Origin of the sequence: Streptomyces sp. NPDC001532 (genome assembly GCF_040298625.1) — a bacterium.
Lineage (GTDB): Bacteria > Actinomycetota > Actinomycetes > Streptomycetales > Streptomycetaceae > Streptomyces.
The window spans coordinates 1-26,131 of sequence record NZ_JBEPAL010000028.1; the positions used below are offsets into that span (position 1 = coordinate 1).

Consider the following 26,131-nt stretch of genomic DNA (forward strand, 5'->3'; position numbering starts at 1 on the left):
GCCATGGCTCCGCCATGCCGCCCTCCTCCGCCTTGCGATGCACGGCACCAGACGCCGCTCGCTGATCCGGCCTGATCGACGAGACACCCCCTAGGGCACGCGGTCCAGCAGCAGCACCGCCACGTCGTCCGTCAGCTCGCCGCCGTTCAGCTCGCGGACCTCGTTCACCGCGGCCCGCAGCAGCTGCTCGCCGCTGAGGCCGGAGGCCAGCTGGCGGCTGATCATGTCGACCATGCCGTCCTGGCCGAGCCGTTCCCGGCCCTCGCCGACGCGGCCCTCGATCAGACCGTCGGTGTAGAGCATCAGGCTCCACTCGGCCCCCAGCTCCACCTGCATCCGCGGCCAGCGGGCCCCGGGCAGCAGACCTAGTGCGGGGCCGTTGTTGTCGTACGGCAGCAGCCGCGGCGGGCGTCCGGGGCGGGCCACCAGCGGCGCCGGGTGGCCGGCCAGGCACAGGCCCGCGCGGCGGCCGTCGGGCGCTATGTCCACCGTGCACAGCGTCGCGAAGATCTCCTCGTCCGAGCGCTCGTGCTCCAGCACCTGCTGGAGGGTGTTCAGCAGCTCGTCCCCGCACAGTCCGGCCAGCGTCAGCGCGCGCCAGGCGATCCGCAGCTCGACACCGAGCGCGGCCTCGTCCGGGCCGTGCCCGCAGACGTCGCCGATCATGGCGTGCACGGTGCCGTCCGGGGTGCGGACGACGTCGTAGAAGTCGCCGCCGAGCAGCGCGCGCGAGCGGCCGGGCCGGTAGCGGGCGGCGAACCGCAGCGCGGAGCCCTCCAGCAGAGGCGTGGGCAGCAGACCGCGCTCCAGGCGGGCGTTCTCCTGGGCCCGCAGCCGGCCCTCGGCGAGCCGCCGCTCGGCCGTGTCGGAGCGCTTGCGCTCGACGGCGTACCGGATGGCCCGGTTCAGCAGCCGGCTGTCCAGCTCGTCTCGGAAGAGGTAGTCCTGGGCGCCCACGCGCACCGCCTCGGCGCCGCGCTCGGCGTCCCCGCGCGAGGTGAGGGCGAGCACGGCGTGCCGGGGCGCGAGCTCCAGCACATGGCGGAGCACGGCCAGCTCGTCGTCGTCGCCCTCGCCGGCCCGGCCGGGGGCGGGCAGCGCGAGGTCCAGCAGGATGCAGTGGACGTCGTCGGTGAGCAGCCGCTCGGCCTCGGTGAGGTTGCGGGCGGTGCGCACCCGGATGGGCTTGCCGGCCTGGTCGAGCAGTTCGGGCACGAACGGCGAGCCGCCGGGATCGTCCTCGATCAGCAGCAGCGTCAGGTTGGTGTGGTTGACGGCGGCGGTGGTGCCGGTGGTGTTCTCGGCCGTGTCTTCCTTGCGCGGGGCCACGGCACCGGGGTCTCCGGAGGGGCCGCCGGTGGACGCGGCGGGCGCCTGACCACTCTCCACGGCCGGGATCGCTCTCTGCCGCGGTACGGGTACGGGCATTGTCCTGGTTTCCTTCCCTCCCCCCGAGGGCACGGCGGGGCGAGGGACCTCGACCCACCGACGGGGACCATAGCGGGTGTCGGCGGCGCAGCGGAATGGTGTACGGCACGCCGGATGATCGCGGGCCGCTGTCATATGCCGCGTTTGGTGGCGCAGTTGGACACGGTGCCCGACCGGCGGGGATGACGAACGTCACGTCGGCGGGCGGTTCGGCGGCGGGCCGCGCGTGGAGTGGGTCACGTGGCCCAGGTCACCAACTGCGCGGCCCGCGTCGGGATCAGCCCGCGTCCGGCCGTACGACCCCCAGGATCGGCATCGAACCGGCGCCCGCGACGGTGATCGTGCGGCCGGGACGCGGGGCGTGCACGATCGTGCCGTCGCCGACGTACATCCCCACGTGGCTGGCGTCGTCGAAGTAGATGACGAGGTCGCCGGGGCGCATGTCCTGGACGGCGACGCGCTCCAGCTGCTGCCACTGCTGCTGCGAGGTGCGCGGGATGCCGCGGCCGGCGCTCGCCCAGGCCTGCGAGGTCAGTCCGGAGCAGTCGTACGACTCGGGGCCCTCGGCGCCCCACACGTACGGCTTGCCGATCTGCGCGGTGGCGTACTTCACGGCCTGTTTGCCCTGGGCGGTGGCCTTGCCGTCGAGGTCGTCGAGGATGCCGGTGCCGAGCCAGTCGCTCTGCGCCTTGCGGGCGGCCTCCCGCTCCAGTTCGGCCAGCCGCTCCTTCTCCTCCTCCTCCAGCTGGGACTCCAGCTTCTCGGCCGCCGCGATCTGCTTCTCGATCTTCTTCTGGGCGGTGGCCTTGGCCTTCCGGTTGGCCTCCAGCTTCTTCCACTGGGCGGAGGCGTCCGCGGAGTACTGCTCCAAGTCCTGCTGGGTGCGGGTGGTTTCCTCGATCAGGTGCTTGGTGGCGCGCTCGCCCTGGAGGACCCGGCCGGAGCCGTCCAGGAACTCGTCCGGGTCGTCGCTGAGCATCAGCTGGGCCTCGGGCGGCAGACCGCCGGTGCGGTACTGGGCGCGGGCGGCGGCGCCCGCGCGGTCCTTCAGCCCGGCCAGCTTCTCCTTGCCCTCGACGATCTTCTTCGCCAGCTCGACGAGCTGCGCCGACTGCTCCTTCGCCCGCTCCTCGGCGGCGTTGTAGGCGTCGGTGGCGGCGGCCGCCTCGCGGTAGAGCTTGTCCAGCCGCTCGCGGACCTCCTCGAGGTCCTTGCCGGGCGTGGCGGCCGGGGCCGCGCTGGAGGTGGGGGTGGGCGTCGGGCCGGGGGCCGCGAACGCGAGTCCGGGTGTCGCCAGAGCGGTGACCGCGCAGACGACGGTCACGGCCGCCGAGATCAGGCCGCGCTTGCCCCTTGGCATACCTCTTCCCCCAAACTGATTTACCGTCAGTAACTTACGGGCGCCTGAGGGATCGTGCCATGCCGTGGCGCAAAACGACAGAGGCTGTGAATCCCTCCCCGATTTCGGCCGTCGCACGACGATCCCCCCGCGTTTGTGACGAACGGCTCGGGGAGATCGTTCCGGCAACCGGCGCGCCCGCGGCCCGCGTTGGTCCTCCGCGCGGACCGGTCAGGGGTGGGGCCTGGGGATGAGGCCTGCCGCGTGGTCAGCCGCGCGGGGCCAACGCCGCCCAGCGCACGGTCACTTCGCCCTGCCGCCAGCGCGCCGGACCGTCCGTCACCGGCCAGTCGGCCGTCAGGTCGCGGACCGCGCGGATCCAGCGCTGCCGGGCGCCGTAGGAGGCGTAGGGCGCGGCGGCGGCCCAGGCGCGGTCGAAGTCGCGCAGGAAGGCGTGCACCGGCTCGCCGGGGACATTGCGGTGGATCAGCGCCTTGGGGAGCCGTTCGGCCAGGTCCGAGGGGCGCTCCAGGGAGCCGAGCCGGGTGGCGAAGGTGACCGTGCGCGGACCCTCGGGGCCGAGCGCGACCCATACGTGCCGCCGGCCGATCTCGTCGCAGGTGCCCTCGACCAGCAGCCCGCCGCGCGAACCGGTCGCCGGGTCGGCCGGGGCGAGCCGGGCGCACAGCCGCTCCCAGACGGCGGCGACCTCGGCCTCCTCGTACTGGCGCAGCACGTTCGCCGCGCGGATCAGGTGCGGGCGCCGGGAGACCGGCACCTCGAAGCCGCCGTGCCGGAAGACCAGCCCCTCCCGCTCGTACGGCTTCGCGGCCGCGACCCGGGCCGGTTCGATCTCGATGCCGGCCAGCCGGGTGCGGGGCGCCGCGGTGCGCAGCCGCAGCAGCAGCTCGACGGCCGTCCAGGGGGCCGCGCCGTAGCCGAGGTCGACGGCGAGCGGCTCGGCGGCGCGGCGCAGCTCGGCGCCGTGGGTGGCGGCGATCCAGCGGTCCATGCGGCGGAGCCGGTTCGGGTTGGTGGTCCCCCGCGTGGCCGTTCCCACCACGGCGCTCCCGCCGCTCGAACGGGGTCGAGCGTGGGGGAGGGTCGCTGCGCGGGATGCCATACGTACGAGGGTAGGGGGCCGCGCGGGGTACCCGGAGGCCTGGTGCACGCACCAGGCGCTCGAACGGTTGAGCGATGTCCGGTAATGATTCGGCAAAGGAGGGGTGGGTGGAAATGGAGTGGCCGAATCGGGTGTTCCCCTTCCTGGAGGGCCCCGCACGTCCTCCCGCAGGCATGCCCGCAGCAAGGAGGAACGGCACGTGAGCCAGTACATCGCCAGGCTCGGCCGGCGCTCCACGGCCACGCCCCCGCGCCTCAGGCTGCACCGCAGGCCGCGCCGCGTCGCCATGCTCTCCGTGCACACCTCGCCGCTGCACCAGCCCGGCACCGGCGACGCCGGCGGCATGAACGTCTACATCGTGGAGCTCGCCCAGCGCCTCGCCGCGATCAACATCGAGGTCGAGATCTTCACCCGGGCCACCACCGCCGCCCTCCCGCCCACCGTCGAGCTCGCCCCCGGCGTCCTCGTCCGGCACGTCGACGCCGGCCCCTACGAGGGCCTGGCCAAGGAAGAGCTGCCCGCCCAGCTGTGCGCCTTCACCCACGGCGTGATGCAGGCCTGGGCCGGCCACCGCCCCGGCCACTACGACCTCGTCCACTCCCACTACTGGCTCTCCGGGCACGTCGGCTGGCTGGCCGCCCAGCGCTGGGGCGTCCCGCTGGTGCACGCCATGCACACCATGGCCAAGGTCAAGAACGCCAACCTCGCCGACGGCGACACCCCCGAGCCCGCCGCGCGGGTCATCGGCGAGACCCAGATCGTCGCCGCCGCGGACCGGCTGATCGCCAACACCGACGAGGAGGCCGACGAACTCGTCCGGCACTACGACGCCGACCCCGGCCGGGTCGCCGTCGTCCACCCCGGCGTGAATCTGGAGCGCTTCACCCCGGCCGACGGCCGCGCCGCCGCCCGCGCCCGCCTCGGCCTGCCCCAGGACGCGCTGATCCCCCTCTTCGCGGGCCGCATCCAGCCCCTGAAGGCGCCGGACATCCTGCTCCGCGCGGTCGCCGTGCTCCTCGACGAGCACCCCGAGCTGCGCTCCCGCATCGTCGTCCCCGTCGTCGGCGGCCCCAGCGGCAGCGGCCTCGCCAAGCCGGAAGGCCTCCAGAAGCTCGCCGCCCGCCTCGGCGTCGCCGACGTCGTCCGGTTCCACCCGCCCGTCGCCCAGGACCGCCTCGCCGACTGGTTCCGGGCCGCGTCCGTGCTCGTCATGCCGTCCTACAGCGAGTCCTTCGGCCTGGTCGCCATAGAGGCCCAGGCGTCCGGCACACCGGTCCTCGCGGCCGCGGTCGGCGGCCTGCCGGTGGCGGTGCGCGACGGCCGCACCGGCGTCCTGGTGCGGGGCCACGACCCGGCCGCCTACGCGCGCGTCCTGGGCGACTTCGCCGCCGAGCCCGGCCTCACGGACCGGATGGGTGCCGCCGCCGCGGCCCACGCCCGCTCCTTCGGCTGGCAGGCCTCCGCCGCGGCCACCGCCGAGGTCTACACGGCCGCCGTGGCCGCCCACCGGCGTCGCGTACGCTCGCCCCATGGGTGATGCACAGCAGCGGGCCGCGCAGATCATCGAGGACGCCCTCAAGGACGCCGAACTGGAGTGGGAGGGCCCCGGACCCGGCCACTACGTGGTCAAGCTCCCCGGCACCCGCAAGCTCTCCACGACCGTCTCGCTGATCGTCGGCCGGCACTCCCTGTCCCTGAACGCGTTCGTCATCCGCCACCCCGACGAGAACGAGGCCGCCGTCCACCGCTGGCTCCTGGAGCGCAACCTCAAGCTCTACGGCGTCGGTTACGCCGTCGACCCGCTCGGCGACATCTACGTCACCGGCAAGCTGCCGCTGGCCGCCGTCACCCCCGACGAGGTCGACCGCCTCCTCGGGCAGGTCCTGGAGGCCGCCGACGGCGACTTCAACACCCTCCTCCAGCTGGGCTTCGCGAGCGCGATCCGCCGCGAGTACGAGTGGCGGGTGTCGCGCGGCGAGTCGACGCGGAACCTGGACGCGTTCACGCATCTGCTCCAGCGGCCGAGCTGAGCCGTCAGCGCTTGTTCTTACCCGGCTTGGCGGCGGCCCTGAGCTTCTGGGCGTCGTGGAGCTTGCCCCTTGCCTCCAGGACGGCGGCCAGGTTCAGGGTCATGTTGACGGCCATCGGATGCCTGCCGCCGAGCAGCCGCCGGATGTGCGGGCGCGCCTCCCGCAGCAGCTTCTCGGCCTCGGCGAGCCGCCCGAGACGGGACAGCGCCCGCGCCAGGCTGTCCATCGAGTCGAAGGTCAGCGGGTGGTCGTCGCCGAGCACCCTCCGACGGCGCTCCAGGGTGTCCGCCAGGACGCGATGGGCTTCCTCGTGCCGGCCCAGGCGGATCAGCGCCAGACCGAGACTGTCCATCACGTCGAGGGTCTCGGGGTGGAGGTCGCCGAGCACCTTGCGGCAGCGTTCGAGCACCTCGGTGCACGACCGGTGGGATTCCTCGTGGTCCCCGCGCTTGCTGAGCGCGGTCGCCAGCCGGTGCGAGGCGATCAGGGTGTCCGGATGTTCGTCGCCCAGGGACTGCCGGCGCCGCTCCACCACGTCCACGACGACCTCGTAGCCCTCGGCGTACCGGCCCAGCGCGTTGAGCGAGGAGCCGAGGCTCAGCCGGGCGCGGAGGGTGTCGGGATGGTTCTCGCCCAGGACCGACCGCATCCGCCGTGTCGTCTCGACGCTGGTGCGGTGGGCCTCCTCGGGGCGTCCGACGTCGTTCAGGGCGGCGGAGTAGGCATGGGCCGCGCGCAGCGTCTCGCGGGCGTCGTCGCCCAGCCGGGCCCGCTGGCGCGCCAGCACGTCCCGGTGGACCTCGTACGCCTCGCCGTACCGCCCCAGGTTCCCGAGCGTGACGCCCAGGTCGTGCGCCGATTTCAGGGTGTCCGGATGGTCCTCGCCCAGCACCCTCCGGCGCCGCTCCAGCAGATCCTCGACCAGCGGCAGCACCTCGACATGGGCGGCGAGGCCGTCCATCGCCCACGTCACCATGTGCGCCGCGTTCAGCGTGTCCGGGTCGTCCTCGCCCAGCGTCTCGGTCCACCGCGTGTGCAGGGTCTCCGCGAGCTGCCGGGCCGCGTGCGGCTGGGCGCTGCGGACCAGGTAGGCGGCGGCCTTCAGCAGGGTCGGCCGCAGCTCGGGCCGCTCGCTCAGTTCCTCCAGCCCCGCGGTCAGATGCGGTGTCAGGGCCGCCCAGCCCGGCCAGGTGTCCGGCAGTTCCGGATCGCCCGGATCCACCGCGGTCAGCAGCGCCGCCACGTCCTGCCACAGCGCCCCGGCGTCCTGCCGGCGGACGACCGCCTGGGTCAGCCGGTGCACCTGGAAGGCGTCCGGGCCCACCACCGCCAGTCCGTAACGGGCCAGCGGCGTCAGCGCGTTCTGGGGCCAGCGGAAGTCGGCCGGGTCGCCGGGCACGGTGGCCAGGCGGGGGCGCGCGGCGACCAGCCAGCCCGTCGGGACCGGCTCCGGCCCGAGCAGGGACGCGAGCCGCAGGACGGCGGCGGCCTCCTCGTGTTCCGCCTTCAGCCGGTCCTGGGCGATGGTGACGCTCGCCGCCAGCGACGCCGGATAGCCGTGCGCCTTGCCGTGGTCGAGGAGTTGGGCCGTGTTGGTCTCCAGCACCCGCAGGTACTGGTCGACCGGCATGCCGTCGCTCAGCACACCGGCCGCCTGCGCCAGCGCCAGCGGCAGATCGCCGAGCGCCTCGGCCAGCGCGGCGGCCTGCGCCTCGCTGAGGGTGGGGAGCTGGCCGGTGAGGTGGGCCAGTGATTCCTCGCGGCTGAAGACGCCGAGCTGGAGTCCCGGCACGATCTTGCCCCAGGCCGGGTTGCGGGAGGTGATCAGCACATGTCCGGGGCCGTCCGGCAGCAGCGGCTCCAGCCGTTCCGGGTCCTCCGCGTTGTCGAGGACGATCAGCCACCGTTCCCGGGTGCGCAGATGGTCCAGCGCGTACCGGGCGTTGGCCTCGACACCGGCGTCCGGTTTGGCGACGCCGACGCGGGCGGCCAGTTCCGCGTAGCGGACCGGGATCTGCTCGGTCCGCTCGGCGTCGATCCACCAGACGACGTCGTACTGCGCGGCGAACCGGTAGACGTACTCCAGCGCCACCTGCGTCTTGCCGATGCCGCCCGTGCCGTGCAGCGCCCGCACGGCGGCGTGGCGCTCGGTGAGCAGCTTGCGGCGTACGTCGGCGATGACGCCGTCGCGGCCGGTGAAGTGCGGGTTGCGCCGCCGCCGTACCTCGAAGACGGCCGCGGTGGAGGCGGTGGCGGGGAAGCGGGGCTGTGTGCCGGGTGCGGCGGCGGGCGGGAAGGCGGGGGGCTGTTCGGGCAGGGCGGGGCCCCGGACCGCCTCGGTGAGCGCCTTGACCGCCGCGTCCTCGTCGGCGAGTTCGTGCAGGTTCACGGCGATCCGCGAGGCGAGCACCGCCGGCAGCCGGTCCTTCTCCAGCGGCTGCACCACGACCGGGATGAACCGGCCGCCGCGGGCGACGGCGGACCGCCACTCGTCCTCGGTGTACCGGCCGGGCTCGAAGTAGTGCGGGGAGAGCACGGCGACGACGGCGGAAGCCCGCTCCAGCGCCTCGTTCATCCTGGCCACGAAGTCGTCGCCGGCCCGCCAGTGCCACAGCGCCAGTTCGACCCGGTACCCGGCCTCCTGGAGGTGCCAGGCGATCCACTCCGCCCACTGGTCGTCCCGCCCGGCATGGCTGACGAAGATCAGCTCGGACTCGTCGGACATCCGCGTCTCCCACCCACCCCGGCGGCCCCAAGGGCACCTGTACGGCGACTACTTGTCCATCGTGCCGTACGAGGTGCCGTACGACGTGCCGTACGAGGTGTTGTCCGTGGGCGCAGACGTGCGCGGTTCCGGTGGCGTCGGGGTCAGGCGGCCTCCGCCGCCGTCTCCGCCGTGCCCCGGGGAGCGGCGGGCGCGGGTGCGGGGTCGGGCTGTTCCTCGTCGGGCAGGCGCCGCATCAGCAGTCCGTAGCCGAGGCCCGCGACCGTACCGAGGACCGCGCACGACGCCCACAGCCACTCGGTCCCGAACCGGTCGATGACGACTCCGGACATCAGCGGCGCGACGAGCGCGGCGACGGACCACGACATGGTGTACATGCCCTGGTAGCGGCCGCGTCCGTGCGTCGGCGACAGCCGGACGACGAGTCCCGTCTGGGTCGGCGCGTTCACGATCTCGGCGAGGGTCCACACGCAGACGGTGAGGGCGATGGCGGCGACCGATCCGGCGAAGGCGGTCAGGCCGAAGCCGTAGCCGGCGAGGACGGACGAGACGACCAGCAGCCGGCGCGGATCGCGGTCCTGGATGAACCGGGTGACCGGGATCTGGAGGACGACGATCAGGACGCCGTTGATCGCGATCGCCATGCCGTAGTCGGCGGGCGAGAACCCGGCCGTGCCCATCGCGACCGGCAGGCCGATGAAGCCCTGCTGGAAGATCAGCGCGACCACGAAGGACAGCCCCACGACGCTCATGAACCGCCCGTCGCGCAGCACGGTCCCGAGGCCGACCTCCTCCCGCGCCTTCTCGACGGCGGTGCGCTCCGGCCGGGACTCGGGCAGCTTCAGGAAGACGACGATCGCGCAGACCATGGTCATCGCGGCCTCGATCAGGAAGCCGGCCAGGTAGCTGTACTCGGCGATGAGGCCGGCCGCCACGGAGGAGACGGCGAAGCCGAGGTTGATCGCCCAGTAGTTGAGCGAGAACGCCCGCACCCGGTCCTCGGGGCGCACGATGTCCGCCATCATCGCCTGCACGGCCGGACGGGAGGCGTTGGAGGCCATGCCGACCAGGAAGGCGACGGCCGCGATGGCGACCGGGTGGTGCATGAAGCCGAGCAGCGCGACGGACAGCGCGGTCGCCACCTGCGCGATCAGCAGGGTGGGCCGGCGCCCCAGCCGGTCCGTCATCACGCCCGCGCCGAGCGAGGAGATCACCCCGCCGAGGCCGTGCAGGGCGGCGACGAGACCGGCGTAGGAGGCGGAGTAGCCGCGTTCGAGGGTGAGGTACAGCGCCATGAAGGTGGCGACGAACGCGCCGAGCCGGTTGACCAGGGTGCTGGTCCACAGCCACCAGAACGCGCGGGGGAGTCCGGAGACGGTCTCTTGGACGGCACGTCTCAGGGTGGCTGGTGACATCGGGGATCCCCCAGTGCGGTAAGCGGCTCAAGCGGTGGCCACAACTTACAAACGCCGCTTCGGGGGGCGCCACTCATTTGACGGGAAGCGTCAATCGTCGGCGCGGGCCTGGTGCGGGGGCCGCCGGGAGCGTCCGCTCGAAGCGGCTCGGGAACGGATACTTCCGCCGCAGGAACGCGCCGATGGCCGCCTGGGCCGCCGCCCGGTCCGCCGGGTCGGTGTCCACGTCGTTCAGGCAGAAGAAGTCGACGTCCTCACCGGCCGCCAGCCGGGCCAGCCGCCGCCGCATGTCCGGCGCGCCCAGCTGCACATAGCGGAAGCGGTAGTCCGCCGGGACGGCCCGGCCGGTCACGATCGCCCAGTGGTGGTGCAGCGTGGACGCCGGCGCCACGTCGGTGGTGGAGCGGAAACGCGAGTACGAGGTCCGCTCCAGCTCCGTGATCCCGAGGCTCTCCATCTCCCGCATCACCGACAGCAGCTGCGGATGCGGGGTGTGCAGCGACTTGTGCGTGATCTGGCGGCCGTGGAAGCGCCGGACCACCTCACGGGCGTTCTTCCCGGCGGAGTTCGGCGCCGGCTCCAGCGGATGCGGGTCGCCGACGCCCAGCTTCAGCGGGGACAGCGGGATGCGGGCGATGCCGTTGCCGTGGAAGAAGTGCTCGGCCCGCACCGGGCGGTTCACGAAGACGTCGTCGTTGAAGTAGAGGTAGCGCTCCGACAGGCCCGGTATGTGGTGCAGCCGGCTCTCTATCGCGTGCGAGTTGAAGACCGGGAGCGCGTCCGCCGGGAGGATGTCCCGGTGGTCGACGACCGTCAGGCCCTCCGCGTCCGGGTCCAGCCAGGCCGGGACCTGCGAGTCGGTCACCAGGTAGACGTGCCGGACGAACCCGGCGTACATGTCCAGCGAGCGCAGCGCGTACCGCAGTTCGTCATGGCTGGTGTAGCGGGAGGCGCCGGTCTCGCGCGCGGCGATCACCTGGTCGGAGACCCGCTGATGGGCCAGCCGCTTCGCGGCCATCGCCGGGTCGTCCCCGTCGACCCAGGTGTAGACGGCGTCGACCGGGAAGCACACCTCGTCGACGCCCGGCTCGGCGAACGGGGCGAACGTCGGCACGGCACGGCGGGCACCCGCCGCCGCGGCCGGCCGCCGCGCCGCCGCCGGCAGCACCTCGGACACCGGATTGGCGCGCGGCGCGACCAGCGCCGCGCCGAAGACGTCCGGCAGCCGGGCGCCGGGCACGGTGAGCCAGGACGGATCCGCGCCCACCTCCCGGCCGAGCCGCCAGAACTCGATGTCGCACCCGGTCTCCAGCCCGCCGAGCACCTGCCCCTCGGGGCCGAGCCGCACCACACCGGTCCGCAGCACCGCGGCCCGCCGCAGCGCCCGCGGCAGCCGTCCGTCGGCCCACAGCACCGCGCCGGTCACCGCGCCGTCCCGGCCCACGGCGCCGACCCAGCCCGGGCCGCCGGCGAAGTGCCGCGCAGCCCGGTCGAGGACCGTGCCGCGGTACGTCTCCTCGACGCCGAGCACCTGCCGCGGCGCCCCGGACCCGGGCTCGACCGGGACCAGGAAGTACGGGACGCCCGCCGTCTCCAGCAGCGCGCGGACCCGCTCCAGATCACCGGCCACGGCATCCGCCGCCGTGTAGCCCGCCACCGTACGCCCGTACAGCCGCACCGGGCCGAAGGCGACCCGGCGCAGCCCCGGCACGGCGGCCCGCAGCCGCCGGCGGGCACGGGCCGCGCCCAGCACCCACAGCCGGGCCGTGAGCCAGACCCGCAGGCGCACCAGCAGATCCCGGGCGGCCCGCAGGCCCGCGGGCGCCGCGGGAGCCGCGAAACGGTGGCGGATGTCCATGGCGGGCCCCCGTCAGCCCTGCGTCTCGAAGGGGCGGTCCGAGGCCTCGTACCGCTTCTCGCCGGAGCCGGCCAGCGTCCCGCCGGAGCCGGGCCGCCGCTCGCCGAGGGCGGAGGACCGCTCGCCGAGGCCCGGGGACCGCTCGTCGGAGGGCTGCTCGCCGAGGCCGGGGGACCGCTCGCCGGGAGCGGGCCGCTTCTCGTAAGGGCTGGGGAACGGGAAGTAGTTCTCCAGGAAGGCGTTCATCCGGACGCCGACCTGCTCCCGCTCCTCCGGCGGCACGTCGACGTCGTTCAGGCAGAAGAAGTCGAAGCGGCGGTTGCGGCGCAGATCGGCCAGCCGGCGGTCGGCGTCCGGACGGCTGATGTTGACGTACCGGAAGCTGAACTTCCCGGGCACTCCGCGGCCGGTCATCAGCGCGTACTGGTAGAGCAGCGGCGCCGTCATCGCGATGTCCGTCGGCGCGCGGAAGCGGGACGCGGTGGTGCGGGCGATGTCCTGCGGGAACAGCTCCTCCAGCGCCCGCAGCGCCCCGCGCTGCTGCGGCAGCGGGGTGTGCATGAAGTTGTTCGTCGTCATCCGCCCGAACCGCTCCAGCAGCAGCCGGCGGACGTTCTTGCTGGCCGAGTTGGTGGCCGTCTCCTCGGCGTGCGGCTCGCCGACACCGATCTTCAGCGGGGAGACCGGGATCTTCATCAGGCCGCTGCCGTGGAAGAAGTGCTCGGGGGTGATCCGGCGGCCGACGAAGACGTCGTCGTTGAAGTAGAGGTAGTGCTCCGACAGGCCCGGTATGTGGTGCAGCCGGGTCTCGATGGCGTGCGAGTTGAAGACCGGCAGCACGCCCTCGGGGAAGATGTCGCGGTGGTCGACGACCGTGATGCCCTCGGCCCGGTCGTCCAGCCAGTGCGGCTTCTGCCCGTCGGTCACGATGTAGATGTGCCGCACGAAGTCGGCGTACATCGCCAGCGAGCGCAGCGAGTACTTCAGCTCGTCGTGGCTGGTGTAGCGGGAGGCGTTGGTCTCCTTGTCCAGGATGTCGGCGGTGCCGCGCTCCTGGTACCGGGCCCGCTTGGCCCGCATCTCCGGCTCCTCGCCGTCCACCCAGGTGTAGACGACGTCGACCGGGAAGGTCACCGAGTTCACGGTCGGCAGGGTGAGCGGCGCGAAGCTCGGCAGTTCCCGGTCGCCGACCCGCACCGTGACGGGCTGCTGCTCGGCCGCCGGCAGCACGTCGGTGACGCCGTTGTTGCGCGGCGTGACCAGGGACTCGCGGAAGACGTCCTCCGAGGCCTGCGGCTGCACCTTGGCCAGCCGGCGCGGCCCGTCGGCGGAGGCCAGCAGCTCCGCGCCGTCCTCCCAGAACTCCACGTCACAGGCGAGCTCCGGTCCGGCGAGCAGCTGGCCCGCCGGCCCGAGGTGGTTCTCCCCGACCCGCAGCACGGGCGCCGTGCGCAGCGGTGTCGGCAGCACACCGTCGAGGAACATCGCGGGGTGCTTGAGCTTCCCGCCGGGCAGCGGGCGGCCGATGAACACGGCCTTCCCGGCGTTGCGCGCCTCCAGGGCGGCGAGCAGGCGCTCCCGGTCGGCGGCGTTCACGCCGACCGTGTGGCGGGTGCGGGAGGTCGGCACGAGGAAGTAGGAGATGCCTTCCTGCTCCAGCGCGGCGACCACGATGTCCAGGTTGGCGGCGGCGGCCCCGGCGGCGCTGAACTCGCTCACCACCCTGCCGTACAGCTGCTGGCCGCGCACCGCCACCGGACGCAGCACCGGGTCCGTGACCGCGGCTCTGCGGCGCCGCCGCATGGTGCGCAGCTGCCACACGCGCTCGGCGGCCTTCCGCTCGACGCGCGGTCGCATCCGCCGCGCAAAGGAACGCACGGTCACGTTGGGGACTCCTCATCACGAACCTGACATCGTCCTGCGCTAACCAGACAGGCGAATGTGGCGAAAGGTTGTGGAACAGTTCACCGGCTGTTGGTGCCGAGGTGATGGCAGGTGCCGAGGGAGGCGACGAAGAACCCGTCCGAACGATCCCGAACCGCCCGGAACCGAACCCCTCCCCGAGCCGTTTCCCGCACCCCTCCGGAAGCCCTTCCCCGCACCCCTCCCACTGAGCGTCCCCACGCCCTTCTGAGCGCCTTCTCACGAGGCGAGAGCGGTCCGCGAGCCCCGTGCCGCTTAGGTAGGCTCGAAGCCATGGCCGACGCACCGTACAAGCTGATCCTCCTCCGCCACGGCGAGAGCGAGTGGAACGAGAAGAACCTGTTCACCGGCTGGGTGGACGTCAACCTGACCGCGAAGGGCGAGAAGGAGGCGACGCGCGGCGGTGAGCTGCTGAAGGACGCCGGCCTGCTCCCCGACGTCGTCCACACCTCCCTCCAGAAGCGCGCCATCCGCACCGCGCAGCTCGCCCTGGAGTCCGCGGACCGCCTCTGGATCCCCGTCCACCGCAGCTGGCGCCTGAACGAGCGCCACTACGGCGCCCTCCAGGGCAAGGACAAGGCCCAGACCCTCGCCGAGTTCGGCGAGGAGCAGTTCATGCTGTGGCGCCGCTCCTACGACACCCCGCCGCCGGCGCTCGACCGCGACGCCGAGTACTCCCAGTTCTCCGACCCGCGCTACGCGACCCTCCCGCCGGAGCTGCGCCCGCAGACGGAGTGCCTCAAGGACGTCGTCAACCGCATGCTGCCGTACTGGTTCGACAGCATCGTCCCCGACCTCCTGACCGGCCGCACCGTCCTGATCGCCGCCCACGGCAACAGCCTGCGCGCCCTGGTCAAGCACCTCGACGGCATCTCCGACGCGGACATCGCCGGCCTGAACATCCCGACGGGCATCCCGCTGTCCTACGAGCTGGACGCGGACTTCAAGCCCGTGAACCCCGGCGGCACCTACCTCGACCCGGACGCGGCGGCGGCGGCGATCGAGGCGGTCAAGAACCAGGGCAAGAAGAAGTAAGCGGTACGGATCAAGCCCCCTGCCTGCGAGTTTCCCGTGGGCAGGGGGCTCTTTGCTGTGCCGGGGCCGTCTCTGGGCCGGGAAAGGGATTCCGGGCGGGTGTCAAGGGTTCCCGCGCGCCTCGGTGATCAGCGATGTGACCGGTATGCTTGTCGCGCCTTACCTGATCCTTCCCTGAACTCCGCCTCCCCGTGCGTGAGTTCCAAGGCCCCGGCCCGAGAAGCGGGTCGGTTGGAGGAGAAGGGAGGCGGTAGAGGTGAGCCTAGAGAAGGACGAGCCTCGTAGGTGGACCAGCGCCGAGAGGTGGCAGGTCTGGCTTACGGGGGCGGGTCTCGTGGTGGCCATCGCTACCGGCGTGCTGCAGTTCGCTCGATGAGCGAAGCACGCGCGAGGACGGTCGCGACCGGGAGCTGCACATGCAGCGAGCCCGGTCTGCTAGTAGGCGACCGGGCTCGCTGACTGCATGAGGGCCTGGGTCCGGCGGCAACCGGATCCAGGTCCGCAGTCTTTCTAGACTCCAATCTCTCACGCGTGAAATCTCGAATCAACTTTGCGAGCGTGCCCGCGAACTTTGCTCAGCCGCTTCTTCCGCGAACTTCTCCACCAAAATGTCCAAACGGCTACTGCAGTACCCGTGCGTGCAACCGCGGTGCGCGTATCAGTCAGAGTTGATCGAAGACCGTAGCTACAGCCTTACGAGTCCGTTCCTGACTCGACGGCATCAGGTGCGCGTAGACCCGGAGCGTCAGGCCAGGGTCCGAGTGGCCCAGGTACTCGGCGAGGGCCTTGATGTTCTCGCCGGCGTCCAGGAGCACCGATGCGTAGAAGTGCCTCAGCGGATGCATGCGTTCTCCCGTGACTCGACGTACGACCCGCCAGGCTTGCGCTCGGGGATCACCCCGGCCGACGCGAGTGCCCGCTTCCACACCTCCTCGTTGAGGGACGTCCGCCAGACGTGCCCACTACGCGGCCCGGTGAAGATCAGCCGCTTCGTCACTAGAGGCCCGTCGGCGACCTTCCACGGCAGCGTGATCTCGACCGGCCTCAACCACGGGGTGGCCGAGGAGTGGTGGGACATGGAAGAGGGGTGCGTCACTGCCCAGTGGCGGGCTGCGTCCGCCGGCTGAGGCCGGCCCTGTGATCCACGGCTGGGCCGTCCCCGGACCGGCCTGTCCGATCGGTCCTCAGCCGCTCCCAGCCGTGGGGCGCTCCGCGGACAGAGGCCCGCTCGCTTCGCTGAGCCAGCGGGTCGTTCAGCCCGGTCATGGGCGTTTCGTGCGGCTCCCGTCATCATTGGCGTCGCGGCGGGGAGCCGGCTCGCGCCGGACGTTCCCGCGTGGTGTCCTCCTGCACAGATCTGTGTGCAGGTGCACCGTGCCTCCGGGTCCCGTAGCGCCGTGCACGCGCTCGATCGTGTATCCCTGCCCCAGCCGGATCGGCTCGTCGCAGCGTCCGCAGATCAGCATCAGCGGCCTCCTCGGATCGACAGACGCAGCAATGCCCGTCCCTCCGGGCATGCAGAGCCCCTACGCGGGCTGCGGCACTGCCCGCAGGTGTCGGTGTGGTCGTAGAGGGCCCTCAGGGCCCGGGCTGTCACGCACTGGACGCATGCGCGGGGGAACCAGCGGTGCTCGCCGTCGGCGGGCTTCATGTGTCGCTGCCCGAGATCGACGGCTGTCTCGGGTGCGAGGGCGACCCCGTCCCAGACACACGTGACACCGCGGACCTGCTGCTGCGACAGGCTGTCCGGCGGCGGTAAGGGCAGCTGACCGAGCGCACCAACGGTTCCTTGGCCGGTGTCGCTGACTTCTTCCATCGTCCCTACGCCTCCACGACCACAATGATCTGCTTGACGAGCCAGACCGTAGGACGCGATACAACAGAGGCGGGCACGCGAAGTGCGTGCCTTGGTTCGGGGGCGCGCAATGGACACTTCCGGCATCGGTCGCCGCATCGCGTACTGGCGTGAACGGCGCGGCTTCACCCAGAGCGACTTCGGACAGCTCATGGGGCAGTCGAAACGCTGGGTGCAGGACGTCGAGGGCGGCAAGCGGCAGCAAGACCCTCGCCTGTCGGTACTGGTGCGTGCGGCGGACATCCTGCGCATTCCCTTGGAGCAGTTGTTGACCGACACCTCGCCCCCACCGCCCGCGGACAGCACCCCGCCGACTGATGTTCTTGGTGTCATCGATGCTCTGTACGGCAGCGTCGACTCCGTTGAGCCGCCCGCGTCGGCCGTCTTACGGCGACGGCTCGCCTACTGCTGTGAAGCGTTCCAGACCTGCCACTACGCCACGCTCGCCCGTGAGCTGCCCGCACTGATCGCCGGTGCCGGGCGATCCGCGCACAGTGCCTCTGTCGGCGCGCAGACGGATGCCCAGGCACTGCTCTCCCGCGTCTACCAATTGACGACGTCGTTCCTGCACAAGTACGGGCGGGTGACGACGGTGCAGGCCGCTCTAGCCGCGGACCGGGCGCTCCTCGCCGCGGAACGGTCCGGCGACCCGGTCCAGATCGGCGCAGCGGCCCGCAGAGTGGTGAAGAGCCTCGTCCTCCAGAATCGGCCCCGGACGGCTGTCCAGTTCGCGACGACGGCGGCGCGCCGGTTGGAGGACGGGCTTGTCGAGCGGGGCCCGCTCGGGCTGTCCACCCTCGGCATGCTCCACCTGTCCGCCGCTCTCGCTGCGTCCTCCCAGGAACGCACCACCACGCGCGTGCGCGCGGCCACCGACTTCGTCGACGAGGCGGCGGACATCGCGGATCGGCAGGGAAGCGACCTCAACGAGGACTGGACGATGTTCGGTCCGACCAACGTCGGACTGCACCGGGTGGACATGCTGATCCGCTTCGAGGACGGCTGGTCGGCGCTTCGGGCAGCCGCCCGCGTCGATCCGGAGGCGCTGCGCAGCATGACCAGGGAGCGGCGGGCCGGACACCATGTCGCGATGGCGCGCGCTTCGATGCTGACACGGCGGAAGGACGACGCCGCGAGGGAACTGCTGGAGGCCGACCGGCTGGCGCCCGAGGAGGTTCGCAGCAGGCCGGACGCCGTGCGGTTGGTCAAGGACGTCGTCGGGGCGTCGGCAGAGCCGGGTCCGGGGTTGCGTGCGTTGGCCGAACGCTGTGGACTCCGCGCATGACCAACCCGGTTCTCTACCTGATCGCCTGCGCCGCCGGGCCCACCCAGTACGTCGACGACGGCGTGCGTGCCGCGCAGGCCGACGGCTGGGACGTGTGTCTGATCCTCACGCCTTCCGCCGCCAGTTGGTGGGAGCCGCGAATGCGGGAGCTCGTCGAACTGACCGGGCACCCGGTGCGCTCGCGGTACAAGCTGCCCTGGGAGAAGGACCAGTTGCCCCGAGCCGACGCGATGCTGGTGGCGCCGATGTCGTGCACCACGCTGAACAAGTGGGGCGCGGGGATCGCCGACACCCTGGCGATCGGCATTCCGTCGGAGGCGGTGCACCTGGGTGTGCCGGTCGTGGCGATGCCGTACTTCAATCAGGCGCAGGGGGCTCAGCCGGCGGTGGCTCGGTCCGTCGCCGCGCTGCGTGAGCAGGGCGTTGTCGTCCTGGACGGCCCGGACGGCTACGCGTCGCATCCTCCGAAGCGGGGGAACCCGAAGGCGTATCCCTGGGGAAACGCGCTCGCCGGTGTACGGCGCAGGGTCGGCGCCTGACCTGGCGGGACGCGCTCACGGCGAGCCGCGGCGTGTGACGTGACCTCACGCCCGCCCGGCGTCCCCCCGCTCCTCGGTCAACCCGCAGGAGAAGGGGAACTCCTCCAGGAACTCCCGGCGGGCGGGATGGGGCTCGGCCGCGGCCAGGTCGGAGAGGGCTCGCAGGAACCTGTCCCGCTGGTCCGGGGGCAGTCGCAGCAGCTCTGCCGCCACGCCCTCCGTCACCTTCACCGCGGAGTCGGGATCGACCTCGTCGTCACCGCAGGAGTCGAGGAACCAGACGACGTCGACGACCAGTCCCGCGAGCATCGGTACGAGGGGATCCATGTCAGGCATCCCCGGAATCTAGCCGCTCGGCGCCGGACGGCGGCTGAGTGTGCCGCCGTCCGGTCGCGGTGTCAGCGGGAGAACGGTCCGCCCATCGTGAGGTACGACAGCTTCAGCGAGGTGACGGTGTACGTCTTCGAGCCGGTCGTCGTGACGCCCGACGCCGAGCCCTTCAGCAGGTGCACCAGGCCCCAGCGGGTGTTGTCGACCTGCTCGTTGGTGTCGACCAGCAGGTCGGCGCGGCCGTCGCGGGTGTGGTCGGTGAGCTTGAGGTGGGCGCCGAACTGGTCGTTGGACTCGGCGGTGCCCGCGATGCCGGCGGTGTCCTGGCTGTAGGTCTTGGCGCCGGTGGCGCTCAGGCCGCCGGCGCGGCCCAGCAGGACGGTGACCGAGCCGGCGTCGTCCTTGGTGCCGAGGGCTTCGCCGCGGGCGCCGATGGCGAGGTCCGCGTAGCCGTCGCCGTTGATGTCACCGGCGGCGACGGCGGAGCCGAAGTAGTCCTCCTTCTCGGAGGAGCCGGGCACACCGGCGGTGTCCTGGGTGAACCTGACCGGCTTGCGGGCGGTGTCCGGGCCGGTGGAGCCGCCGTACTGGACGGTGACGTAGCCCTTCCACTGGTCGGGCTCCTCGTAGCCGCGGCCGATGGCGAGGTCGCCGTAGCCGTCCTTGTCGAAGTCGCCGATGGTGAGGATGTCGCCGCCCTGGTGGCCGCCGTCGTCCGGGACGACGATCGTGCCCGCGCGCTGCCCGAAGCCGGCGCCGCCCCGGTGGAAGTACGCCCGCAGGTTGACGTCGTCGTTCGCCTGGAGGTCCCAGCCGAGCATGTACAGGTCGGTGGCGGAGTCGGCGGTGACACGGCCCGCGACCAGGTTGGGGGCGTGCAGATAGCCGTAGCCGTCACCGAGGTTCTGCGAGCCCTGGTACCCGCCGGTGCGGGTGAAGGGGCCCTTGAGCAGGACGACACCGGCCCGGCTGTTGCTGGTCACGGCCAGGTCCGCGTCGCCGTCGCCGTCGAAGTCACCGGTGACGACGTCCTCGCCGAAGGAGTCACCGGAGTGCGGGTACTCCTGCGGGACGGGCGAGTTGAAGCCGGTGCCGGAGCCGAGGCCCTTGGCGCCGCCCCAGACGACGGTCAGGCCGCCGCGGGACGCGATGTCGCCGACGGCCTCGCCGGGCGAGGAGACGACCAGGTCGGCGTAGCCGTCGCGGTCGAGGTCGGCGGTGGTGGCGGCGGTGCCCCACTGGTCTCCCGTCTCCACGCCGCCGGGGATGCCGGGCGAGTCCTGGTGGAGGACCTGGACGCGGGTGCCGGGACCGGACGAGGTGCCGTAGACGACGGTGACCCGGCCGTCCTTGCCGTGCGTGCCGCCGAGCATGACGAGGTCGCGGTAGCCGTCGCCGTTGAAGTCGTCGGCGAGCTTGGCGGGGGCCGCGGTCGCCGCGGGGGCGGCCAGGAGCGGGGTGCCGACCGCTGCCGCGATCGCCACGGCGGCGGCGAGGGCGGTACGAGGGACGCGCATGGTTCTCCGTAGTCCGAGAGCTGGCGGTGAGCGGGTTGTGCTCTTGCCGTACGTCGACTCGTCAGACGATCGAATGGTTGTACGTCCCGGACACGGAGAACTTCGGTCTCGAACCGTCGGCGTCAGACCGTCAGCGGTACCGGATGCACCTCGTCCGCGAGGTGGCCGGCGCGTTCGTGGACGCGCTGGACCGCCTCGGCCGACGGGGCCTCGGAGAGGCAGTAGACGACGCCGGACTCCGGGTCGGCCCACGCCTGCTTGAAGTGGACCCGCTCGTCCTGCTCGACGGCGAGGTCCGCCCGGTGGGCCTCGAGCAGCTGGTCGGCGGTGATGCCCTTCATGTTGTGGTGGACGTCCATGAACTCGGGCACGGCCCCCACCTCCTTCCCCTTACTCCCTTTCCATACTGCGCCGAAGGGGCCCCCGGCGGCGTGCCGGGGGCCCCTTCTCCTGGTCGGCCGGGAGTCGCGGTCAGCCGCACTGGCAGGGGTTGCCCGACTGGCACCCGCAGCCGCAGCCCGAGCCGCAGCCGCACGCGCCGATCAGCATCAGGTTCCTGATCTCGGCGGGCTGCTCGGTCGGGCGGTCCTGCGTGGGGTCGGGCGTGGTGCTGGGGGATTCGGCCATGGGTCCTCCTAGAGGCTGGTGCCTGTGCCCATTCCATGCCCGGTTCCCTGGGCGCATCAACGGCGCACAGTGGCTCGTACGCGCCCCTGCCGCCCGCGGGGCGCCGGGTGCGAGGCGCCGGGTGCGGGCCGGTTCAGGACCCTTCGGTGCCCGACGCCGGCTGGATCTCCGTCTGAAGCTCCTGCTGGAGCTCGTCCGCGTGCTCGCCGGTCACCAGGAACACCACCCGCTTGGCGACCGCGACCGCGTGGTCGGCGAACCGCTCGTAGTAGCGGCCGAGCAGCGTGACGTCGACGGCGGTCTCGATGCCGTGCTTCCAGCGGTCGTCCATCAGGTGCTGGAAGAGGGTGCGGTGCAGCAGGTCCATCGCGTCGTCGTCCTGCTCCAGCTGGAGCGCGAGGTCGACGTCCTTGGTGACCAGCACCTCCGCGGCCTTCGCCATCAGCCGCTGGGCGAGCTGGCCCATCTCCAGGATGGTGGCGTGCAGGTCGTGCGGGACCGCGCGCTGCGGGAAGCGCAGCCGGGCCAGCTTCGCCACGTGCTGGGCGAGGTCGCCGGAGCGTTCCAGGTCGGCCGACATGCGCAGCGAGGTCACCACGATGCGCAGATCGGTGGCGACCGGCTGCTGCCGGGCGAGCAGGGCTATGGCGCGGGCCTCCAGGTCGTGGTGGAGGTCGTCGACCTTCTGGTCGGCCTCGATCACGCTCTCGGCGAGCTTCAGGTCGGCGTCGAGGATGGCCGTCGTGGCGCGCCCGATCGCCGATCCGACCAGCCGGGCCATCTCGACCAGACCGTCGCCGATCGAATCAAGTTCCTCGTGGTACGCGTCCCGCATCAGGGTTCCCTCTCGTACGTGCGTTCTTCCGGAGGTCCGGGTGGTCCGGGGCCGTCGGGCGCCTTGCCGAAACCCGCGCTCCGCACCCCACGCTCCCACGTTCCGCCCTGTACGCGTCCGTTTCCGCCACCCCAAATGAATCAGCACTGGCTCCTAGGTGAACTCTGGGCGACGAGTGTTCGAGCTCGCACACGGATGGCTGTGGCCACGCCTCGCGCCATGCCTAACCTGGGGGCATGGACGTGAACGCGGCGGTCGCCGCAGCGGCAGCGATCGCCGGTGTGCTCACCGGTGTCATCGCCATGCTGGCGTTCCGCTGGAGTGAACGCGACCTGAAGCGGCCCACCCGTACCTCCCTGCACACCGACCCGGTGCTCCCGCCCGGCGTGGACACCGTCCTGTCGGTGCTGCGCTCCTCCGCCGTCGTGCTCGACGAGGCGGACGGCGTGGTCAAGGCCAGCTCGGCGGCGTACGCCCTCGGCCTGGTCCGCGGCGGCAAGCTGGCCGTGGAGCCGATGCTCCAGATGGCCCGCGACACCCGCCGCGACGGCGAGATACGCCAGGTGGAGCTGGACCTGCCCCGGCGCGGCACCGGCCGCGGCGAGGCGCTGGCGGTGTCCGCCCGGGTCGCCCCGCTCGGCTCCCGCCTGGTGCTGCTGCTGGTCGAGGACCTGACCGAGGCCCGCCGTATCGAAGCGGTACGACGCGACTTCGTCGCGAACGTGAGCCATGAGCTGAAGACCCCCGTCGGCGCGCTCTCCCTTCTCTCCGAGGCTGTCATGGACGCCTCCGACGACCCGGAGGCGGTGCAGCGCTTCGCCGGCCGGATGCAGATCGAGGCGACCCGGCTCACCAACCTGGTGCAGGAGCTGATCGACCTCTCCCGGGTGCAGAACGACGACCCGCTGGAGGACGCCGAGCCGGTCCGGGTCGACGAACTGGTCGCCGAGGCCGTCGACCGCTGCCGGCACGCGGCCTCCACCAAGCAGATCACCATGGCCGCCGGAGGCGCCGCCGACCTGCGGGTCTGGGGCAACCGCGGCCAGCTCGCCGCGGCCCTCGGCAACCTCGTCGAGAACGCCGTCAACTACTCGCCCGCCCGCACCCGCGTCGGCATCGCCGCCCGCCGGGTCACCGCGCCGGGCGGTGACATGCTGGAGATCGCCGTCACCGACCAGGGCATCGGCATCTCCGACAAGGACAAGGAGCGCATCTTCGAGCGCTTCTACCGCGTCGACCCGGCCCGCTCCCGCGCCACCGGCGGTACCGGGCTCGGGCTGGCCATCGTCAAGCACGTGGCCGCCTCGCACGGCGGGGAGGTCACGGTGTGGAGCTCGGAGGGACAGGGCTCCACCTTCACCCTGCGGCTGCCCGAGGCCGCCGCCCGCGAACGGGCGCACCGTCACCCCGCCGGCGGCGGGGACGGCGGCCGCTCCCGCAGCACGTTCCCTGACGCACCCCCGTACGAAGAAACACTTCCCTCCCCGGAGGTCCTTCCGTGACCCGAGTGCTCGTCGTCGAGGACGAGGAGTCCTTCTCCGACGCCCTGTCGTACATGCTCCGCAAGGAGGGCTTCGAGGTCGCGGTCGCGACCACCGGGCCCGACGGACTCGACGAGTTCGAGCGCAACGGCGCCGACCTCGTGCTCCTCGACCTGATGCTGCCGGGTCTGCCCGGTACCGAGGTGTGCCGTCAGCTGCGCGGCCGCTCCAACGTTCCCGTGATCATGGTGACCGCCAAGGACAGCGAGATCGACAAGGTGGTCGGCCTGGAGATAGGAGCCGACGACTACGTCACCAAGCCGTTCTCCTCGCGCGAGCTGGTGGCCCGCATCCGCGCGGTGCTGCGCCGCCGCGGCGAGCCGGAGGAGGTGGCCCCGGCGGCGCTGGAGGCCGGCCCGGTCCGGATGGACGTCGACCGGCACGTCGTCACGGTCTCCGGCTCCAAGGTCGACCTCCCGCTCAAGGAGTTCGACCTGCTGGAGATGCTGCTGCGCAACGCCGGCCGGGTGCTGACCCGGATGCAGCTCATCGACCGCGTCTGGGGCGCCGACTACGTCGGTGACACCAAGACGCTGGACGTCCACGTCAAGCGTCTGCGCGCCAAGATCGAGCCCGACCCGGGCGCGCCGCGCTATCTGGTCACGGTGCGCGGCCTCGGCTACAAGTTCGAGCCGTAGGCCGGATCCGGTACACGAACGAAGGGCGGGGCCTCCTCTTGGGCCCCGCCCTTCGTGTGTGGTGCGGCGGTGCTCAGTGACCGGCGGTGTCGTGGCCCGCGGCCGACTCGCCGGCCGTCGCGGACGCGGTGGCCGCGCCGCTCGGGGTGGTGCCCGCGGCGGGCGTGCCCGTGGCGCCGGTGGTGGCCGCGCCGGTGGCCTCGGCGCCCTCGGCGGGCTCACCGGTGGCCTCGGCGCTCGGCGTGGCCTCGGCGGAGGCCTCGGGGGCGGCGGCGGTCTGGGACGGGCCCCAGGAGGCGAAGTAGCCCTGGCCCGGGACGACGAACGCCTCGACGCTCACATCGCCGGTCTCGCTGAAGGCGAAGGTGACCTTCTGGACGTTGCCGTCGGTGAGGGCCTCGCCGTTGTTCAGGACGGCGGAGGCGTTGTCCTTGCCGCCGATCACGACGGAACCGCCGGCCGGGACGGTCAGGTCGCCCTTGCCGCCGGCGGCGGTGAGCTCGACCGGCTCGTTCAGGCCGTCCACGGTGATGGACTCCAGCGTCTGGGCGGTGTCGCCGGCGTTGAAGACGGTGGCGGAGACGGTGGCCGGGCCGGGGGCGTCCGGCTCGGGCTGGATGACGACGACGGCGTTCTGGATCTTGATGTCGCCGACGCTGGTGGCGGCGTTGTCCGGCTGGATCTCCAACGTCTGGGCGTTGTTGCCGGCGCCGCAGGCGGCGAGCGAGGCGATCGAGAACGCGATGGCGGAGGCGGCGAGGGCGCCCCGTCGAAGGCTGCTGCTCACGGCGGCGGCAACTCCTTGAACGCAGGGGCAGCTGTCCTTGTAAAGCCGCCCTAAGTGGCTGTCAGCGGCCTCAGGTTACCGAGCCGTTCCCGCGCCGCCGCACCCGACCCTCCCCCTGGGCCGTGGTTCGCTCAGCCGGGGGGGTACCGCGCGGCATTCGGATAAGTACCCCGGTCAAACGGTTCGGCATACGGCCTACAGCGCCGCGCGAAATTTCCGTGAAGGAATGCGCGATCGCCTCCGGAATTGATCACGGCGTGCTCCGGTGAGTACGGCGTGATCAATTTCGGAATCGTCCGGGACCCGCCTCCACGCACCGAACGGAGTAGCGGAAGTCGATCACTTGGAACCGGACATATGGGGATGTTCAGCCGCCTGGAGGGGGTGTCGGCGGTATGTGACGTGCCTGTTTCGTCCGCCCCGGACAGCGGCTCCCACCTGCGAATACCTGCTTCCGCCGAGCCCGCGCAGCACGTTCCTGTCGCTGTTGTCAAGCCCCGAGATATGCCCTGACCTGCGAAAACGCCATTCAGAACCCGCCGTTTCCGTGTTACCCTGGATAGCCACGGAAGGGGTACCTGTCACATGACGTTCAAGGTTGGCGACACCGTGGTCTATCCCCATCACGGGGCCGCGCTGATCGAGGCTATCGAAACTCGCCAGATCAAAGGCGTGGACAAGACCTACTTGGTGCTGAAGGTCGCCCAGGGTGACCTGACGGTACGTGTGCCAGCGGACAATGCGGAGTTCGTCGGCGTGCGTGATGTGGTCGGTCAGGACGGACTGGACCGGGTCTTCGAGGTGCTGCGCGCGCCGTACGCCGAGGAGCCCACGAACTGGTCCCGTCGCTACAAGGCAAATCTGGAGAAGCTCGCCTCCGGCGATGTCATCAAGGTCGCGGAAGTCGTGCGTGACCTGTGGCGTCGTGAGCGCGAGCGCGGACTCTCCGCCGGTGAGAAGCGCATGCTCGCCAAGGCCCGCCAGATCCTGGTGAGCGAGCTCGCGCTCGCGGAGAACACGAACGAGGACAAGGCCGAGGCCCTGCTCGACGAGGTGCTCGCCTCCTGACGCGTGGCGGCAGCCCGCTCAGCCCGAACATCCAGTAGTTCACCGGAGCAGCACACCGAAATGCCGCGGTGCCCGATGACGTACCTCACGTTGCCGGGCGCTGCGGCATGTTCGTATCGCGGCGCGCTCGTCGGCCTCGCGGTCCGACACGCCTCGTACGCCGGAGGGTGAACCCCCCGGTACTGTGCGTGCCGGGCCCCGGCTGCCGGCTCGACCGGTGTCACGGAAGGGTC

The 26,131-nt window shown here is 72.0% G+C and carries 21 protein-coding genes and 1 pseudogene; 8 read left to right on the top strand and 14 right to left on the bottom strand.

Going from position 1 to position 26,131, the window contains the following annotated elements; translation table 11 throughout:
• Positions 1-90: 90 nt before the first annotated feature.
• The 3 genes from ABT232_RS24130 to ABT232_RS24140 all read right to left on the bottom strand — a co-directional run bounded on the left by ABT232_RS24130 (position 91) and on the right by ABT232_RS24140 (position 3,827).
• Positions 91-1,428 (bottom strand): PP2C family protein-serine/threonine phosphatase, encoded by a 1,338-nt coding sequence (locus ABT232_RS24130; RefSeq protein ID WP_351843241.1) that lies wholly within the window; start codon positions 1,426-1,428, stop codon positions 91-93.
• Between the two features lie 277 nt (positions 1,429-1,705).
• The gene (locus ABT232_RS24135; protein ID WP_351843243.1) at positions 1,706-2,788 is read right to left on the bottom strand and encodes a C40 family peptidase; all 1,083 of its coding nucleotides are present in this window, start codon (positions 2,786-2,788) and stop codon (positions 1,706-1,708) included.
• A 247-nt stretch (positions 2,789-3,035) separates the two neighbouring features.
• On the bottom strand, positions 3,036-3,827 hold the full coding sequence (locus ABT232_RS24140; RefSeq protein WP_351843245.1) for a class I SAM-dependent methyltransferase: 792 nt from the start codon (positions 3,825-3,827) through the stop codon (positions 3,036-3,038).
• Between the two features lie 262 nt (positions 3,828-4,089).
• Between ABT232_RS24140 and mshA the strand changes: the two genes are divergently transcribed.
• Together mshA and ABT232_RS24150 are read left to right on the top strand one after the other, a co-directional pair.
• Positions 4,090-5,427 (top strand): D-inositol-3-phosphate glycosyltransferase, encoded by a 1,338-nt coding sequence (mshA, locus tag ABT232_RS24145; protein ID WP_351843247.1) that lies wholly within the window; start codon positions 4,090-4,092, stop codon positions 5,425-5,427.
• Complete coding sequence (locus tag ABT232_RS24150) at positions 5,420-5,920, top strand: type III secretion system chaperone family protein (protein ID WP_351843249.1); 501 nt, start codon at positions 5,420-5,422, stop codon at positions 5,918-5,920. Before mshA ends, ABT232_RS24150 begins: the two co-directional genes overlap by 8 nt.
• 4 nt (positions 5,921-5,924) lie before the next feature.
• On the opposite strand, the gene fxsT is transcribed toward ABT232_RS24150, so the two are convergent.
• The 4 genes from fxsT to ABT232_RS24170 all read right to left on the bottom strand — a co-directional run bounded on the left by fxsT (position 5,925) and on the right by ABT232_RS24170 (position 13,802).
• A complete protein-coding gene (fxsT, locus tag ABT232_RS24155; protein WP_351843251.1) occupies positions 5,925-8,645 on the bottom strand; it encodes an FxSxx-COOH system tetratricopeptide repeat protein in 2,721 nt (906 codons plus the stop codon).
• A 143-nt stretch (positions 8,646-8,788) separates the two neighbouring features.
• On the bottom strand, positions 8,789-10,060 hold the full coding sequence (locus ABT232_RS24160; protein ID WP_351843253.1) for an MDR family MFS transporter: 1,272 nt from the start codon (positions 10,058-10,060) through the stop codon (positions 8,789-8,791).
• 73 nt (positions 10,061-10,133) lie between these two features.
• Positions 10,134-11,918: a stealth family protein gene (locus tag ABT232_RS24165; RefSeq protein WP_351843255.1), complete on the bottom strand. Its 1,785-nt coding sequence runs from the start codon at positions 11,916-11,918 to the stop codon at positions 10,134-10,136.
• A 12-nt stretch (positions 11,919-11,930) separates the two neighbouring features.
• Entirely contained in the window at positions 11,931-13,802 is a 1,872-nt protein-coding gene (locus tag ABT232_RS24170; protein ID WP_351843257.1) for a stealth family protein, read from the bottom strand.
• Positions 13,803-14,114: 312 nt separating this feature from the next.
• Between ABT232_RS24170 and ABT232_RS24175 the strand changes: the two genes are divergently transcribed.
• On the top strand, positions 14,115-14,876 hold the full coding sequence (locus ABT232_RS24175) for a phosphoglyceromutase (RefSeq protein WP_351843259.1): 762 nt from the start codon (positions 14,115-14,117) through the stop codon (positions 14,874-14,876).
• A gap of 662 nt (positions 14,877-15,538) precedes the next feature.
• Here the strand turns inward: ABT232_RS24175 and ABT232_RS24180 are convergent.
• Positions 15,539-15,918 (bottom strand): annotated as a pseudogene (locus tag ABT232_RS24180) (tyrosine-type recombinase/integrase); the annotation flags it as partial.
• An 883-nt stretch (positions 15,919-16,801) separates the two neighbouring features.
• Between ABT232_RS24180 and ABT232_RS24185 the strand changes: the two are divergent.
• Together ABT232_RS24185 and ABT232_RS24190 are read left to right on the top strand one after the other, a co-directional pair.
• The gene (locus tag ABT232_RS24185) at positions 16,802-18,016 is read left to right on the top strand and encodes a helix-turn-helix domain-containing protein (RefSeq protein ID WP_351843261.1); all 1,215 of its coding nucleotides are present in this window, start codon (positions 16,802-16,804) and stop codon (positions 18,014-18,016) included.
• Positions 18,013-18,555: a flavoprotein gene (locus tag ABT232_RS24190; protein ID WP_351843263.1), complete on the top strand. Its 543-nt coding sequence runs from the start codon at positions 18,013-18,015 to the stop codon at positions 18,553-18,555. Before ABT232_RS24185 ends, ABT232_RS24190 begins: the two co-directional genes overlap by 4 nt.
• 45 nt (positions 18,556-18,600) lie before the next feature.
• On the opposite strand, the gene ABT232_RS24195 is transcribed toward ABT232_RS24190, so the two are convergent.
• The 5 genes from ABT232_RS24195 to phoU all read right to left on the bottom strand — a co-directional run bounded on the left by ABT232_RS24195 (position 18,601) and on the right by phoU (position 21,864).
• Positions 18,601-18,882, bottom strand: coding sequence for a hypothetical protein (locus ABT232_RS24195; RefSeq protein WP_351843265.1), 282 nt, complete (start codon positions 18,880-18,882; stop codon positions 18,601-18,603).
• 71 nt (positions 18,883-18,953) lie between these two features.
• A complete protein-coding gene (locus ABT232_RS24200; protein ID WP_351843267.1) occupies positions 18,954-20,402 on the bottom strand; it encodes an FG-GAP and VCBS repeat-containing protein in 1,449 nt (482 codons plus the stop codon).
• Between the two features lie 122 nt (positions 20,403-20,524).
• Entirely contained in the window at positions 20,525-20,773 is a 249-nt protein-coding gene (locus ABT232_RS24205; protein ID WP_351843269.1) for an SCO4226 family nickel-binding protein, read from the bottom strand.
• Between the two features lie 100 nt (positions 20,774-20,873).
• Positions 20,874-21,029, bottom strand: a complete 156-nt coding sequence (locus tag ABT232_RS24210; RefSeq protein ID WP_351843271.1) for a hypothetical protein — start codon at positions 21,027-21,029, stop codon at positions 20,874-20,876.
• Between the two features lie 133 nt (positions 21,030-21,162).
• Complete coding sequence (gene phoU / locus ABT232_RS24215) at positions 21,163-21,864, bottom strand: phosphate signaling complex protein PhoU (RefSeq protein ID WP_351843273.1); 702 nt, start codon at positions 21,862-21,864, stop codon at positions 21,163-21,165.
• A gap of 236 nt (positions 21,865-22,100) precedes the next feature.
• On the opposite strand from phoU, the gene phoR reads away from it, so the two are divergent.
• Both phoR and phoP read left to right on the top strand, forming a co-directional pair.
• Positions 22,101-23,366, top strand: coding sequence for a two-component system sensor histidine kinase PhoR (gene phoR, locus ABT232_RS24220; RefSeq protein ID WP_351843275.1), 1,266 nt, complete (start codon positions 22,101-22,103; stop codon positions 23,364-23,366).
• A gap of 5 nt (positions 23,367-23,371) precedes the next feature.
• Positions 23,372-24,043 carry a two-component system response regulator PhoP gene (phoP, locus tag ABT232_RS24225; RefSeq protein WP_466214042.1) on the top strand — a complete coding sequence of 224 codons (672 nt, stop codon included), beginning with the start codon at positions 23,372-23,374 and terminating at the stop codon, positions 24,041-24,043.
• Between the two features lie 73 nt (positions 24,044-24,116).
• Here phoP and ABT232_RS24230 read toward each other — a convergent pair whose 3' ends face one another.
• Positions 24,117-24,830, bottom strand: a complete 714-nt coding sequence (locus ABT232_RS24230) for a copper chaperone PCu(A)C domain-containing protein (RefSeq protein ID WP_351843276.1) — start codon at positions 24,828-24,830, stop codon at positions 24,117-24,119.
• 585 nt (positions 24,831-25,415) lie between these two features.
• Here ABT232_RS24230 and ABT232_RS24235 point away from each other — a divergent pair.
• Positions 25,416-25,898 carry a CarD family transcriptional regulator gene (locus ABT232_RS24235; RefSeq protein WP_003953493.1) on the top strand — a complete coding sequence of 161 codons (483 nt, stop codon included), beginning with the start codon at positions 25,416-25,418 and terminating at the stop codon, positions 25,896-25,898.
• The last annotated feature ends 233 nt before the right edge of the window (positions 25,899-26,131 follow it).